Source organism: Rhodococcus sp. 14-2470-1b, assembly GCF_002259415.1.
GTDB lineage: Bacteria > Actinomycetota > Actinomycetes > Mycobacteriales > Mycobacteriaceae > Rhodococcoides.
This window is the reverse complement of sequence record NZ_NPFY01000004.1, coordinates 280,615-295,176: the sequence shown is the minus strand read 5'-3', so window position 1 is coordinate 295,176 and position 14,562 is coordinate 280,615. Positions and strand designations below refer to the sequence as shown.

General features: G+C 62.6%; 12 protein-coding genes. 2 read left to right on the top strand and 10 right to left on the bottom strand.

Translation table 11 applies throughout. From position 1 onward, the window contains the following. Positions 1 to 5 precede the first annotated feature (5 nt). The 7 genes from CH293_RS02725 to CH293_RS02695 all read right to left on the bottom strand — a co-directional run bounded on the left by CH293_RS02725 (position 6) and on the right by CH293_RS02695 (position 8,725). Entirely contained in the window at positions 6 to 1,295 is a 1,290-nt protein-coding gene (locus CH293_RS02725) for an NtaA/DmoA family FMN-dependent monooxygenase (protein WP_094719276.1), read from the bottom strand. A gap of 32 nt (positions 1,296 to 1,327) precedes the next feature. Beyond that, a complete protein-coding gene (locus CH293_RS02720) occupies positions 1,328 to 2,641 on the bottom strand; it encodes an NtaA/DmoA family FMN-dependent monooxygenase (RefSeq protein ID WP_037113738.1) in 1,314 nt (437 codons plus the stop codon). A 30-nt stretch (positions 2,642 to 2,671) separates the two neighbouring features. Beyond that, positions 2,672 to 3,979 carry an NtaA/DmoA family FMN-dependent monooxygenase gene (locus CH293_RS02715; protein ID WP_094719275.1) on the bottom strand — a complete coding sequence of 436 codons (1,308 nt, stop codon included), beginning with the start codon at positions 3,977 to 3,979 and terminating at the stop codon, positions 2,672 to 2,674. A 159-nt stretch (positions 3,980 to 4,138) separates the two neighbouring features. Further along, positions 4,139 to 5,797: an ABC transporter substrate-binding protein gene (locus CH293_RS02710; RefSeq protein WP_052059576.1), complete on the bottom strand. Its 1,659-nt coding sequence runs from the start codon at positions 5,795 to 5,797 to the stop codon at positions 4,139 to 4,141. A gap of 187 nt (positions 5,798 to 5,984) precedes the next feature. Further along, on the bottom strand, positions 5,985 to 6,848 hold the full coding sequence (locus CH293_RS02705) for an ABC transporter permease (protein ID WP_037113733.1): 864 nt from the start codon (positions 6,846 to 6,848) through the stop codon (positions 5,985 to 5,987). After that, positions 6,849 to 7,901: an ABC transporter permease gene (locus CH293_RS02700; RefSeq protein ID WP_094719273.1), complete on the bottom strand. Its 1,053-nt coding sequence runs from the start codon at positions 7,899 to 7,901 to the stop codon at positions 6,849 to 6,851. It lies immediately after the preceding gene. Then, positions 7,898 to 8,725, bottom strand: coding sequence for an ABC transporter ATP-binding protein (locus tag CH293_RS02695; RefSeq protein WP_037113727.1), 828 nt, complete (start codon positions 8,723 to 8,725; stop codon positions 7,898 to 7,900). Before CH293_RS02695 ends, CH293_RS02700 begins: the two co-directional genes overlap by 4 nt. 385 nt (positions 8,726 to 9,110) lie before the next feature. Between CH293_RS02695 and CH293_RS02690 the strand changes: the two genes are divergently transcribed. Beyond that, the gene (locus CH293_RS02690) at positions 9,111 to 10,403 is read left to right on the top strand and encodes an NtaA/DmoA family FMN-dependent monooxygenase (RefSeq protein WP_094719272.1); all 1,293 of its coding nucleotides are present in this window, start codon (positions 9,111 to 9,113) and stop codon (positions 10,401 to 10,403) included. Between the two features lie 41 nt (positions 10,404 to 10,444). On the opposite strand, the gene CH293_RS02685 is transcribed toward CH293_RS02690, so the two are convergent. Together CH293_RS02685 and CH293_RS02680 are read right to left on the bottom strand one after the other, a co-directional pair. Next, entirely contained in the window at positions 10,445 to 10,723 is a 279-nt protein-coding gene (locus CH293_RS02685; protein ID WP_241483943.1) for a hypothetical protein, read from the bottom strand. A 120-nt stretch (positions 10,724 to 10,843) separates the two neighbouring features. Then, complete coding sequence (locus CH293_RS02680; protein WP_094719271.1) at positions 10,844 to 12,094, bottom strand: diguanylate cyclase; 1,251 nt, start codon at positions 12,092 to 12,094, stop codon at positions 10,844 to 10,846. Positions 12,095 to 12,274: 180 nt separating this feature from the next. On the opposite strand from CH293_RS02680, the gene CH293_RS02675 reads away from it, so the two are divergent. Beyond that, complete coding sequence (locus tag CH293_RS02675; protein WP_037113717.1) at positions 12,275 to 13,024, top strand: GntR family transcriptional regulator; 750 nt, start codon at positions 12,275 to 12,277, stop codon at positions 13,022 to 13,024. 1 nt (position 13,025) lies between these two features. Here CH293_RS02675 and CH293_RS02670 read toward each other — a convergent pair whose 3' ends face one another. Then, positions 13,026 to 14,339: an MFS transporter gene (locus CH293_RS02670; RefSeq protein WP_094719270.1), complete on the bottom strand. Its 1,314-nt coding sequence runs from the start codon at positions 14,337 to 14,339 to the stop codon at positions 13,026 to 13,028. Between the last annotated feature and the right edge of the window lie 223 nt (positions 14,340 to 14,562).

Genomic DNA, 14,562 nt, shown 5'->3' with positions numbered 1-14,562 from the left:
GTCGATCAGAAGTCCATCAGGTTGTCGCGGAACAATTCGTGCGCGTACCCGTCGCGGATCAAACCTCGTTTGCGTAGCTCCGGCGCCAAACCGTCGGTGATCTCGCTGATGTACCTGCGGTGCACACTGCCGGCAATCAGGAATCCGTCTCCGCCGACTTCCGCTGCGATCTCACCCATCTGCTCTGCCACCGCGTCGGCCGTCCCGATCAGGTCGACCGATTTGCGGATGTCCGAGCTGGCGGCCTCACGCAGAGTCATTCCGGTGGTGTTCGCCCCGATCAACGCCATCGTGCCGCGACCCGCGTTGGTCTCCACCGAAGGGATCGGCGCGTCCAGATCGAACTTCGAGAAGTCGATTCCGCTGGCATAGGACATGGAGGCAAGGTTGACGTCGATGTCGTTGCGGAATCCGGCGAGAATGCGTTCGTGCTTGTCCTCGGCCTCACGTCGGGTCTCACCGAGTACCGGACTGACGATGAACATGATCTTGCACGAGTCCGGATCTCTGCCCTCGGCGACCATCCGTGCGCGAACGTCGTCACGGTAGGTCTTCATCGCCTCGACGCTCTCGACCTGCGCCAAGATGGTCTCGGCGTGCTTGGCCGCGAATCCGCGTCCCGCCGGTGAGCCACCGGCTTGGCAGATCACCGGACGGCCCTGTGGCGTCGGTGTGGTGTTCAGTGGTCCGCGAGACGAGTGATACGTGCCTTTGAAGTCGATGGCGTGGACCTTCTCGAAATCTGCGAACACGCCGGCTTCGCGGTCGAGGCGCACCGAGTCCGGTTCCCACGACGCCCACAGCTGTTTGACGAGATCGATCCACTCGTCCGCCATCTCGTACCGGTGGTCGTGCTCGAACATCTCCTCGAACCCGAAATTCTGCGCGGTGCGCACGTTGTGCGAGGTGACGAGGTTGATGCCTGCTCGGCCGTGGCTGAGGTGATCGAGCGTCGCAGCCGTGCGAGCTGCCATGTAGGGCGGATGGAACGACGTGGTCATCGTGCCGATGAGTCCCAGGTGCTCGGTGAACTGGCTCAGGATGGGGAGCAGGGAGTGGGGATCTTGCTTCGGGACCGACCGTGCGTTGGCCAACCACCACTTTGCGTTCCCGCCGAACGAGTCCGGCACGAACGAGCCGTCCTCGAACATGATGTAGTCGAATCCTGCACGTTCGAGGGCCTGCGTCATGTCGATGTAGAGTTCGGGATGGTTCCATTCGGTACCGCCTTCACCCGACCACATCTGGTTCCACGACTGCACCTGCCAGCTCAGAAACCAACCCAAGTGGAACATTTTTCCTCTTTCTACGTTGCGGGATCGACGGATCAGAATGCGCGAAGGTTGTCGCGGAAGTGCTTGTGCTCATAGGAGGTACGGGTCAACCCGCGACGCTTGAGTGCGGGGACGAGCCCGTCGGTGATCTCGGCGACGTATCTGCGGTTCATCGGCGCCCCGGCGATGAGGAACCCGTCGCCACCGACCTCCTGCATGACGCCGTCCATCATGTCGGCGACGTCGTCCGGGGTGCCGACGAATTCGAGCGTGTCGATTGCACTGTGGCTGGTGATCCGCTCACGCAGGGTTTGTGTCCCGTCTCCCTTGAACTCGGCGAAACTGCTTCGGTGGCCGTTGCTTTCGAGGTCTGCAGGTAACGGTGCATCGAGGTCGAACTGGCTGAGGTCGATACCGGACAGATGCGAGCGGCCGGCCAGCAGGCCATCGATGTTGCGCGATGCTGCGTCCTGCCGTCGCTGCTGCTTGGCCTTGGCCTCGGCAGTGGTCTCACCCAGGATCGGTGAGATCAGGTACATGACCTTGACGTCGTCGGGGTTGCGCCCGGCTTCGGCGGCGCCTTGGCGAATGTCCTCGCGGTAGCGGCGCATCTTGTCGGTCCCGTGAGGGTTGGAGATGATGGCATCGGCGTGTTTGGCGGCGAACTCCTTGCCCTTGTCCGAGCCTCCGGCTTGCAGGAACACCGGGCGTCGCTGCGGACTGGGAACGGTGTTGAGCGGTCCTCGGGACTTGTAGAACTTGCCCTCGAAGTCGATCCGGTTCACTTTCTCGTGGTCGGCGTAGATGCCACCTGGCGCGGTGTCGGCCACCACGGCGCCCTCCTGCCACGAGTCCCACAGCTTGCGAGTCAGTTCGACGAACTCGTCGGCCATGTCGTAACGAAGATCGTGCTCGGGCATGTCGAAGCCGTAGTTCTGGGCTGCACGGGTGTTGCTGCCGGTCACGATGTTCCAGCCGATGCGGCCTTCCGCGATGTGATCGAGCGTCGACATCAATCGAGCGACGGTATAGGGGTGGTAGAACGTCGTGGTGAGCGTCGGTACGATCCCGAGGTGCTTGGTGGTGTACGACAGGATCGCAGCAAGCGCAGCGGGATCATGTTTGGGCGCAGCCGATGCCGTCGCGAGGTAGTACTCCATCGACCCCTTGTAGGTGTCGGAGACCTGTACGGAATCCTCCATGATCAGGAAGTCGAAACACGCGCGTTCGAGCGAGTGCGCAAGGTCGACGTACTGATCGGGCATCATCCAGTCGGTGGCACCGGTACCGGACCACGGCTGGTTCCAGGATTGGACACCGAAACCGGCTCCGAGGAACCAACCCAGGTGAAATTTGTCGGCAGTCATGTTGTTCTCCAGTGATCGAGACGTGTCGGGTCAGAATTCGAGAAGATGATCGCGAAGGTGCTCGCCTGCGTACTCGGTACGCATGAGTCCTCTGCGTTGCAGGGCAGGGACCAGGCCGTCGGCGATTTCGCCGATGTAGCGCCGGTTGTGAGGCTGGCTCCAGATGAGGAATCCGTCACCGCCGATCTCCTCCATGGCCTGGCCCATCTGCTCGGCTACCTCGTCGGGAGTGCCGACCAGCTCCATGGATTCGGTGCGGTATGCGACGCACGCTTCACGGAGCGTGCGTCCATCTGCCCACTTACGGAAGTTCTCCAGCGTCGACTGATGTCCGTTGGTGTGGACGTCGTCCGGAAGCGGCTTGTCGAGATCGAATGTGGAGAAGTCGATCTCCATGCTCGCCGACCAGCCGATGAGCGGACCCATCGGATTGGCACGTACCGCCTCGGCCTTGCGTTCCTTGCGATCGAGTGCGTCCTGGTGCGTCTCGCCGAGTATCGGCGAGACGACGTACATCACTTTGGCCGAATCCGGGTCGCGTCCGTACTCGGCCATCCGCCTCCGGATGTCGGCGCGATATTCCTTCATCGCCGGAACCCCTTTCGGCAGGGCCATGATCATGTCGGCGTGCTTGGCCGCGAAATCGCGACCGGCGGGGGACCCGCCTGCCTGCGTGATCACCGGACGGCCCTGAGGGGACGGGAGCGTGTTGAGGGGGCCGCGGGACGAGTAGTACTTGCCCTTGAAATCGACGGTGTGGACCTTCGTGTGGTCCACGTAGGTGGACGTCGCGCGGTCCATCACCACCGCGTCGGCGTCCCAGGAATCCCAGAGTTGCTCGACGAGTCCGACGTATTCGTCTGCCCGGGCGTACCGCTCGTCGTGTGGGGGAAGCGTCTCCATCCCGAAGTTCTGTGCGGCGCGATCCTCGCTGGAGGTGACGACATTCCATGCAATTCGCCCCGAAGACAGGTGATCGAGCGATGCGATCGACCGAGCCAGGAGGTAAGGAGGATAGAAGGAGGTGGACGCCGTGATCGAAATTCCCAATCGCTCTGTTGCCCGCGTCAGAAGCGGTGCGAGAGCCATGGGGTCACCCTTCGGTGCCCAGCCGCCAGTGCGGAGCGTTGCCTCCGAACTACCGCCGTAGGTGTCCGACACCATCGACGAGTCCTCGAGCAGAAGGAAATCGAAACACGCTCGCTCGAGCGTCCGGGCGAAATCGACGTAGAAGTCTCCATTCAACCAGTCTTCGCTGTCGGTGCCTTCGAAGGCGGTGTTCCAGGCGGCCGGGACGAAGCTGCCGAACCAGCCGAGATGAAATCTGTTGTCTGTCATAGTCCGTTCGTTTCTTCCGGTGTGTGAGTCGACTTCACCGCGGGGATGTTTCGAGAGACCGCGCGGTTGATAGCCGCCTGATTTCGCCGTTCGTCTTCTGCGTTCTCGCACGCAGTTCGGTCGGTGAGCGGTATATGACCACCGACCGAACGCGTGAAATTACTGGGAGAACTTCAGGTTCGAGTAGTCGATACGGAAATCGGTACGTTGAACGAAGCCGTCGATACCGGCCTCGAGCGCCACGGACGGACGCACGCGAGCGATGAAGATGTACGGTGCCTGTTCCGTCATACGGAGCTCTGCTGCGTTCCAGTACTCCCCGGCTTCCGGACTCAAGGCATCGCCTGCATTCAGTCCCTGATCGACGAGACCGAGGAATTCGGGATCGTTCCACAGTGCGGTGTTCGAACCACCACCCGGCTGAGTGAGCAACTGCAGCGAGTACGGCGGGGTCATGGTCACCGACGCGCCGATGGAAAGGCTGGCCTGGATCTTCCCATCGAGCTGTTCTGCGTTCAGCTGCGCCGCAGGAACTTCGGAGATGGTGACATCGATTCCTGCTTCGGCGGCGTACGACTGGATCTGGATTGCAGTGTCCTGCGCCGCGGGCAGCTGGTTGTTGACGCTGAGCGTGAACGCGAAACCGTCCGGCATGCCGGCGTCGGCGAGCATCTGCTTCGCGCGTTCCGGATCACCCTCGTACTGCGGTAGACCGGATCCGTCCCAGTTGGGTGCTTTGTCGTCGAGCACGTGGGTGTACTTGTACGCGCGGTCGAAGAACACGTCGGACATGATCCTGTCGTACGGGATCGCGTAGGCCATGGCCTGGCGCACCCGTACGTCGTCGAACGGGGCGGTAGTGGTGTTCATCGCGTACAGCAGGTACTGGTTCGAGGTGGTCGTGGGCACCGTGACTGCGTCGTTCTCCTCCAGGGACGCCTGATCGGAGGACCGCAGCGCGAGTGCGACGTCGGCGTCACCGCGCGTGACCATGTTGGCGCGGGTCGCCGGATCGGCCACCACACGTCGAATCATCCGTTTCACTTCGGGCTCGCCGAGTACGAAGTCCGGGTTGGCCTTCATGACGATTTCCTGGCCCGGCGTCACCGACTCCAACATGTAAGCGCCGTAGCCGAAATTGCCACGCATCATGTCCTCGGCACCCCACTGCACGGCGTAAGGATCGTCGGGAGTGGCGTTCTCGATGAGGTAGTTGCTGTCGTAGATCGATCCGATGTTCTCGGCGAGGTTCGCCAGCAACGTCAGACCGTAGCCTGCTTTCTCCACGGTGAAACTGACCGTGTAGTCGTCGACCTTCTGAATCTGAGTGACCGGGTCGGTCAGCATCGGCTTGAAGTAACCGGCCATACCGCCGCCTGGGGTAGCGAACTTGCGCTCGAAGGACCACAGCACGTCGTCGGCGTCGAGTTCGTTGCCTTGCTGGCTCGACACACCTTGCTTCAGTTTGAACGTGTAGACGAGTTGATCCTCGCTGACGTCGTAACTCTCGGCCAGGTACGGCTCGAAGTTGTAGTAATCCTGCACGAGAGCATCCGAGCCGTCCTCTTCCACGTACGGTTTGCGGATGAGCTGCGCATGCATGTTGTTCGTGACGTCCTGGTTGTCCGTCCCCGCCGTGTACGCGTAGTCACGAACGACGTTCGACGCCTGGTCAGGGGTCACGACGATGATCTCGCCGGTGCTCGCTGCGTCGGACCCCGCGGATCCACCGTCGGAACATGCACTCAGCGCGAGTGCGCCGGCGAGAAGCGGGATGGACCACCTGAGCCCGATGGGGAGGCGATTGGAGTGTTTCACTACGGGTGTTCTCCTTGGTCGATGCATGGGGGATCGACGGGTGCCGTGTCGAGTCGTCGACGCCCGTGAAAAAAGGTGAGGTGTGCACATGCTCGGACAGCGCTGTCCGTGTGTTGGTGGGTCACTCCGCCGGCTGCGCTCCCGCCGTGTGTTGGTGGGTCACTCCGCCGGCTGCGCTCCCGCCGTGTCAATGGGAGCGGCGGACGTCCTTCGTGAGATGGCGGCCGACGATGGCGACGGAAGCGACGGTGGCGCACAGTGCGAACGCGGGTGCGCCCGCGGCCCAGAGCTTTCCGATGGCAGCATCGCCGGCGCCACGAGTGATCATCGATCCCCATTCCGGTGTGGGAGGTGCGAGACCGACTCCGAGGAAGCCGAGAGCTGCGGTGAGGATGATCGTCAAACCGAAGACGACGGAGGCGTTCTGCAGCGCGGGGACGGACGAGTTGGGAAGCACGTGCCGGAAGACGAGTTGGGTCTCGCTCAAGCCGGCTTGCCTGGCTGCGTCCAGGTACGCGTCTCCTCGCACGCGCAATACCTCGGTGCGTACCAGCCTTGCCTGAATCGGCGCGAGAATCACCGACAAGGTGAAGATCATCGTCAACGAAGAAGTGCCGAAGAACGAGACGACGACGAGTGCGACGATCACGGTGGGTACTGCTTCGAGGAGGTCCAGGAACCGGGCCGCCCCGCGCGCCAGGAACCCGCCGAGTCCATGGCCGGACTCGTTCATTCCGATCGTGAGGCCGATGAGAATCCCACCTACCGTCGATGCGATCGTGACGAACAGTGCAATGGTGACGTCGATCCGTGCTCCGGCGATGGTGCGGGAGAACACGTCGAGCCCCGTGGAATCGGTGCCGAGAAGAAACTCCGAGTTCGGTGAAAGCGACGGTGCACCGACAACTTTCGTCGGATCGAACGGAACGATCCACGGTCCGACCAGCGCTACCAGAAGCACGAGCGCGACGGGCACGAACAGGAGGAGGGTCTTGGGGGAGACGCGCCTCGTCTTTCGGGTCTCGAGTACGGAAGTCGTGACGCTTGCCATCTAGGAACCACCTCCTTGTCGACCCGGCTTGCGCCGAGGATCGAGCAGCATGTTGATCAGGTCTACACACAGGAACACGATCAGTGAGATCGCGGCTACCACCAACAAGAAGCCCTGGAGAGCAATAAGATCCGTTGCAGCAACGGCCTCCACGGCATAGGTGCCCATTCCGCCGAGGCCGAAGAGCGTCTCGAGAATCACGGCACCACCCAGCAGTGAACCGAAGACCATGCCGAACAGCGACACCGTCGGAGGGAGAGCCCGTCGGTAGGCACTGAGGTAGATGTACTTGCGCGCCGATCCAGTGGCGACCTTGAACAACGTCGGGCCCGCAGTCAGGCTCGAATCCAAGGCAGTCAGAAGCTGTTTGAGAAGAATCGGCGTAACCGACACCACGAGAACCGAGATGGGTAACAACAGGTGCGAGGCCATCGAGGACACCACCACGGTGTCGCCGCGTAGGACGGCGTCGAGCAGGGGAAGCGAAGTGATCGGCTCGGGTTCGGTCAGCCCGGGTCGCACCCGCCCCGAGGGGGCCGGGACGACCTGAAGCGTCGCATAGAACAGGAAGATTCCGACGACGCCCACGACGAACTCGGGCACCGCGCCCGCTGCCTGGGCGTACCCGCGCACAGCGCGCGATGCAAGAGACCCGGGCCACGCCACGACAATGGCTGACAAGAACAGAGTGACCGCGACGAGAAAAGTGAACGCGATGCCGGCCAGTTCGAGCGTGCCGGGTAAGCGATCAGCGATGTCGGTGGTCACCGGTCTACCCGTCATGATGGCGTTCCCGAGATCGAAGTGCAGCAGGTCACCCAGATAGGACAGGAGTTGGCTCCACAGACTTCCGTCGAGTCCCAACTCGGCCTTGGTTGCCAGATAGTCCGCTTCGGTGGCCTCAGGTCCGACAACTTCACGAGCAGGGTCGCCGGGGATCGCTCGCACCAGGAAGAAGGCTGCAACTGCGAACACCAGCAGGTGAAGTGGTAGCACCGCCACACGCCCCAGCCACCAACGCTGGCGGCCGACGAAACTCTGCAGCGCGTTCATCGGGCTGCTGCCACGGCAAGTTGCTCGACTTCGTCGAGTCCTCGGTACGCCTCGAGCAACTGCTCGGTGTACGGATCCTGCGGCCGCTCGACCACGTCGTCGGTAGTGCCCTGTTCGACGATGACGCCACTGCGCATGACGACGATGTCGTCGGCGATGAAGGCTGTGGCGGGCAAACCATGCGACACGAACACGAGTCCGCAGTCCTCGGCTGCACAATAACTTTTGAGCATGTTCAGTATGGCTCCCTGGACCGATACGTCGAGCGCGGAGACCACTTCGTCGCACAACAGAATTCGCGGTTTCACCACCAGGGCGCGGGCAATCGAGAAGCGTTGTCGCTGACCTCCCGAGACTTCGGTGGGGTACCGATCTGCCATCGACGGGTCCAGTTCGAGAGACGCGAGTGTCTCGTCGACGCGCGCGTTCGCCGCCGTGGCGTCCATACCGAGCAAACGCTGCGCAGGCAGGCGCACCGCGTCGCGAAGCGTTCGTCTCGGATCGAACGACGACGTCGTGTCCTGAGCGACGTACTGTATGCGAGAACGGAATTCGCGGCGTCCGCCTCGGGTCGACAGAACGCCCGGTAGTGCTGCGCCGTTGTACGCCACACTGCCATCGGTGGGTTCCAGCAGCCCGCACATCATCCGGACCAATGTCGACTTGCCCGACCCGGACTCACCGACGATTCCTATGGCCGAGGCAGACGTGACTTTCATGCTGATGTCGTTCACAGCAGCCTTGCCGGACCCACGGCGATGGAAACTCTTGCCGAGGTGCCGGGCGTCGATCTCGGCGTATGCACCGCGCACAGTGCCACTCATCACGATCCTCCAACCCGTTCGTCGTCAGCAGATCTACTGCCTTGACCGCAGAGCTTTCTTCAGACTCGTTACTGAAAGCGACCCGAGGCGTAACCGAAGTATTACGCCAGGTGAAATGCCTGGTCACAGCGTTGCGGAAGCCTCTAAACGCCATTGTGATCTACCTCTCTGTGGCGTTATCGGCGTCCGCAACGGCCCCGAGCAGGCCGAGTGCACGGCGTAATCGGTGAGTTACGCCTGTGCCATGTTCGTTAATTCGATTCCATCAAGCTGGTGCGCACGCAGCGTTACCGCTGTCCGTGAAACCCGAGAGGACTTCGATGAACGTGCTTGTGCCCCGCGATCACACCGAACCCGTACAGGAACCGACAAGAGGAGCAGGCGCATGATGCATCTCGGGTGGTTCTTCACAACCGGATTCGGTGTCTACGGCTGGAATCAACCATGGTCCGGCAACGTCGCTGCCGACGTTGGGCGACCGGATCTGTTCGTCGACGCAGCGCGCAGTCTCGAACGGGCGGGCTTCGACTACATCATGCTGGAGGACTCCTCGGTTCTGTCCGACGTGTATCGCGGAACGTTCGAGAGTTCGGTGCGGCGCGGTACCACCGTGCGATTCGATCCGATGCCGCTCGTGCCTCTGATGGCCCAGGCAACCGAGCGAATCGGAATCATTGCCACCGTCGCGACGACGTTCTATCCGCCTTTTCTCGCTGCGCGCTTGATGGCGACGCTGGATCACGTGACCAAGGGCCGAATCGGCATCAACCTGGTGACGGCAAGTGCCGACGGCGCTGCCCAGAACTACGGCTTGCCGAAGCAGATCGAACACGGTCTTCGATACGAGATGGCCGACGAATGGATCGATGTGGTGTCTCAGCTGTGGGATTCGTGGGAGGAGGACGCCCTGGTGCTCGACGCCGAATCCGGGGTCTTCGCCGACCACGAGAAAATTCACAAGGTGGGATTCGAAGGGAAGTACTATGCCTCGCGCGGTCCCCTGAACGTGCCCCGTGGGCCTCAGGGGCGGCCGGTCATCTGCCAGGCGGGCGGTTCGCCTGCGGGGCGCGCGTTCGGTGCCAAGCATGCCGACACGATCATCGCCAACGTGCGTGGGCTCGACGCGATGCGTGAATACCGCGAGGACATCAGCAAGCGGCTCGTCGACTACGGTCGCAAACCGGACGACGTCAAGGTGCTGTTTCTGGTCAGCCCGATCATGGCCGACACCGACGAGGAAGCGGCAGTCAAACGGGACAGAATGCGCGAAGTGCAGAAGAACAACATCGACGGAGTGCTCGCTGCGATGTCCTACCTCTCGAGCACCGACTTCTCGCAATTCGACATCGACGCGCCGGTACCGGATCTGACGAAGTACAACGGGCACAAGAGCACCCTCGAGGACATGGCGAAATCCGGTAAGACGCTGCGCGAGATCATCGCCAACTACCCGACGGTGGAGTCCATCGAACTCGTGGGAACCACCGAATCCGTTGCAGCACAGATGGACGAGGCGATGGACTACGTGGGCGGCGACGGATTCCTCATCGCGTCTCCGGTCACTCGCAAGGTGATCTCCGAGATCAGCGACGGGCTCGCGCCCGCTCTCCGGCGCCGCGGTGCGATCCGAGACGGTTATTCGAAGCCGACCTTTCGAGAGAATCTCGCAGCGTTCTAGCCGGCACCGACCGCTCGGAGGGCTCCGCGCTGGTGGATCGGCTACATGTACGAGGCTGCGAACATCAGAAACACCACGAACAACGCCGTTCCGCCGAGTGCGGCGCCGATCATTGCCTCGCGGCCGTTGGTGGCCGTTCCGTCGACGGCGCGGCTGAGACCGACCCATCCGCACACGACGGCTACCAGGCCTGCGGGGATCGCGAGATAGTCGCCGATGAAGGGGACGAATGCGCAGACAACTGCAACGATGCCTGCAATCAGCGCGACGCTTCCGGCTCCGTCACGGTAGAGGGACCGTGCAACCGGTTTCTTGCCCACAGCTCCTCCAACGGGTTGCACCGAGTCGTGCGTTGCCGCCGAGTGGGTCCTTTCGGCACCCTCGGCGATCTCGAAGATACGCGCTTTTCGGACAGCCGGCCGTTCGATGATCGCGAGCATTCACTGCCGGTCGATGTGGCGTATTCCGGCTTTTGCTTCGTACAGCGCGATGTCCGCTCGGGTGAGCAGGTCTTCGAGGGTGGAGAGGCCGGTGTTGCGGGCGATGCCGATGCTCAGTTCGATGGTGATGGTGCACTTCATGAGTTGAATCGGTGCCCGCGCTGCGATGCGGAGGCAGTCCGCGATGTCGGCCGGGTCGATGTGGCTGCCGAGTTCCGTGTCCGGGAACAGCGCGACGACGAATTCGTCGCCGCCTATTCGACCCAGGACGATGTTGGTGCCACAGTGCTCGGAGAGTCGGGCTGCGGTGATCCTCAGAACCTGGTCGCCGATGAGGTGGCCGTGTGTGTCGTTGATCGTCTTGAAGTCGTCGACGTCGATGAACAGCACGGCTGCGGGGGCGCCGATCTCGGTGCTGATGCGATCGATCCGCTCGAACAGAGCGGCCCTGTTGAGGACGCCGGTGAGGTCGTCCAGTCGAGACGCACTCAGCAACTCTCGGTAGGCGCCGAGCAGGTGGTCCATCGTGACGGTCGCGGCGGTGATGTCCCGAAAGCTTACGGCGACGACTCCGTCGACGTAATTGGCCGTGACCTCCATGATGGTGCCGGGAATGAACAGTGAGGGCACTTCGACCTTGACTTCTCCGCGTGTTCGGACTGCGTCGCGGTGAAGGTCGTCGAAGTAAGAGCCTCTCGTCGTGGGCAGTGCCTCGTGTAGATGTCGACCCAGCAGCTCGGACCGGTGGGCACCGAGGTGGTGTTCTGTCTGCGCGTTCACGTACCGGATGATCAGGTCGGTGTCGAAGATCGCGAAACCGAGCGACACGCTGTCCAGGGCGGCGCTGAGCTGGTGGGTGGATTCGTGTGGGTGCACTCTCGACACCACGCCGGTCAGCACCTCCGGAGTGCCGTCGGGCGTGTACTCGATGGACACGCTGCGGGTCAGGACGTGCCCGATACTCCCGTCGGGAAGAACGATCCGGTAGATGCACTCGGCACCGATGTTCTTGCTGGCGTCGCCGTACAGATCGACCAGTAGTTGGGCATCGTCGGGGTGTACCCGATCGCGCCAGATGTCGATCGGAGGCCGGGGATCGGCTCCCGCAGCGAAGATGTCGCCGGCGCGGGCGTCCCACTCGAGGAGTCCGTCCGCGATCCGAAAACGAGTGATCCCGATCGAGGCGGTGTGGGTGTCGATATCGGATACGCGCGGCCCCAGGCCAGAAAATTCCCGACGTGACTCGTCCACGATGCGTACCCTCCTTCACCTCACCGACCCGGTACGAAGTCTGCACCACACCTGCCCTCCTGCACGGCGAAACAAGAGCACCCAGCGTTCGACATCGACGGCTTCGGTGTGGGTACCGGTGCGGCCCGGGGCGCAGATTACGATGAGGACCGGGTCGAGCATTGTGGGAGGTGATCGGACGTGGCCGAGGCACGGCACGAGTTCGTTGCTCGGCAACTCCGTTCGGCCATCACCAGCGGCGAATACGCGGTCGGAGATTCCTTACCGAGCGAGAGTGCACTGTGCGCCCAGTACGAGGTCTCCCGAGGACCGGTTCGTCAGGCATTGGCGTCGTTGTCGGCCGAAGGCCTCGTGCAACTGTCGCAAGGTCGTCCCGCGGTGGTGCGGTCCAGCGATGCGGCACAGACCCTGGACACCTTCACCCCGTTCTCCCAATGGGCCAGGAGAACGGGGCGCGAGGCGGGAAGCAAAACCCTGGAAGTGTCGCGTCGTCGGGCATCTCCATCGGCCGTCACGGCGCTGGGAATCGAGCCCGACGATTTCGTCGTCGAGGTGGTCCGTGTCCGGTACCTGGACGGCGAACCGACGATGATCGAGAGAAGCGTCTTCGTCGACGCCGTCGGCTCACTGCTGTTCGAATTCGAGACCGACTCGGGCTCGATCACCGATTACCTCACCGGTCGGGGAGTGCGTTTCGAGTCGATGTCACATGTGCTCGACGCGGTCTCGGCCGATTCGGTCGATGCCGACAGCCTCGGGATCGCCGAGGGTAGTCCGTTGCTCCGAGAGCGTCGGACCTCGCGTGACCAGCACGGGATCGCTTTCGAGTACGCGGACGATCGGTATCGGTCGGATCAAGTGGTGTTCAGCATCGTCAACTCGCGGACTGTGGACCCGCGGATGATCGCTCCCGACAGTTCCGGTAGCTGACTCAGTCGGCCGCAGGCATGCGATTCCAGTGCGGCAGCAGGAGCAGCATCGCCAAGAACGCTGCGCCGGCGAAGCCGTAGAACAGTGTTGTCGTATCCAGGTAACCGGGCAGGAGCCCACCGAAGATCGCACCGATGGATCCGCACCCGTTGATGATGCCTGCCGCTGCACCAGCATGTTTCGAGGTCCCGAAGTCCACCGCGGACACGCACGAGATCATGGCGTCGGCACCGTAGATGGTCAATCCGATGACTGCGAGCACAGCCACCATGATCCAGACGTTGCCCGTGGCGGTCAGCGGCGTGAACAGGGCCAGGACCACGGTCAGGGCAACGAGACTCAGTACGCACGCAGGTATACGGCGAGCTTTGAAGACCTTGTCGGAGATTCTGCCGATCAGAATGGGTGCGAGTACGCCTGCGATGCCGAATGCGATCGGTACGGTGATGGCGACGAAGTTGTCCGCACCCTGCAGGCGTTCGGCGACGATGACCGGACCCCACAGCAGGATTGCGTAGCGGGCGGGTTTGAGCAGGAAGTAGGCCGCGCCGAGCGTCATCACCATACGGTCCTTGATCACCACGGCGAAGGTTTCACGAACGGACCGCGTGGGTTCGGCAACAGCGGATTCAGCCTCGAGTGGGGCAATATCCGCACTGGGGTGATAGTCCTCGATCGGTGGCAGCCCCACATCTCTCGGACTGTTTCGTTGGAACACCAACACGAGCACGAAGACGGCGGCGACTATGACGGCACCCGTCGTGAACGCCACTCGCCAGCTGTCGAAGAGGCTGTAGGCGAACCATCCCAGGACCGGTGCGGCGACGAGGCCGCCGAATGCATAGTTGGTGCTCCACAAGCCCAGGACGCGGCCACGTTCGGAGATGGAGAAGAACTGCGACATGTTCTTCAAGGTTCCCGACCATCCCGTGGATTGCGACAGGCCTTGAACGATCATGAGCGGCAGCAAGAACACCAGAGCGGGAAGCAGACCCATGAACAACGTAGCGACAGCGGAGATGGCCAGACCTCCGAGCACGACGATTCTCGGCCCGTACCGGTCGGAGACCGATCCCCACACGAACTGGCCGGCCGCGTACGCAGCGAGGTACACGGCGTCGAGGTTGGCGAGGGTGGACTTGGTGAGGGTAACGGACAGGACCGGGTCCTCGAGGATGCCCAGCTTGGCAACCGAGAACGCCTGTCTGGTGAAGTAGAAACCGGCGTAGGCGATCCAGGTGATCGCAAAGATCTGGAACCGCCAGCGTTCGTACCGGGCGATCTTCTCGTGGGTCGAGCTCAGGGCTTTCGTCATCGTGTGCACCTTGGTTCGGACGTGCGAGAGCTCCCGCAACGTCGTGCGATAAGAGCGTAGAAGAAAGTGGTTCCCCGGTCGCGTAGAAGCGACAAGCGGGGGAGGAACCCTGCGGCACGCCGACGGGCCGGTGGTTCGGTGGGAGGGGTGGAGCCGTATCGACACCGCGGGACGGGCGGGTAACGCCCGGGCCGCGTATGCCGAGGTCGATCAGGGTGACGCT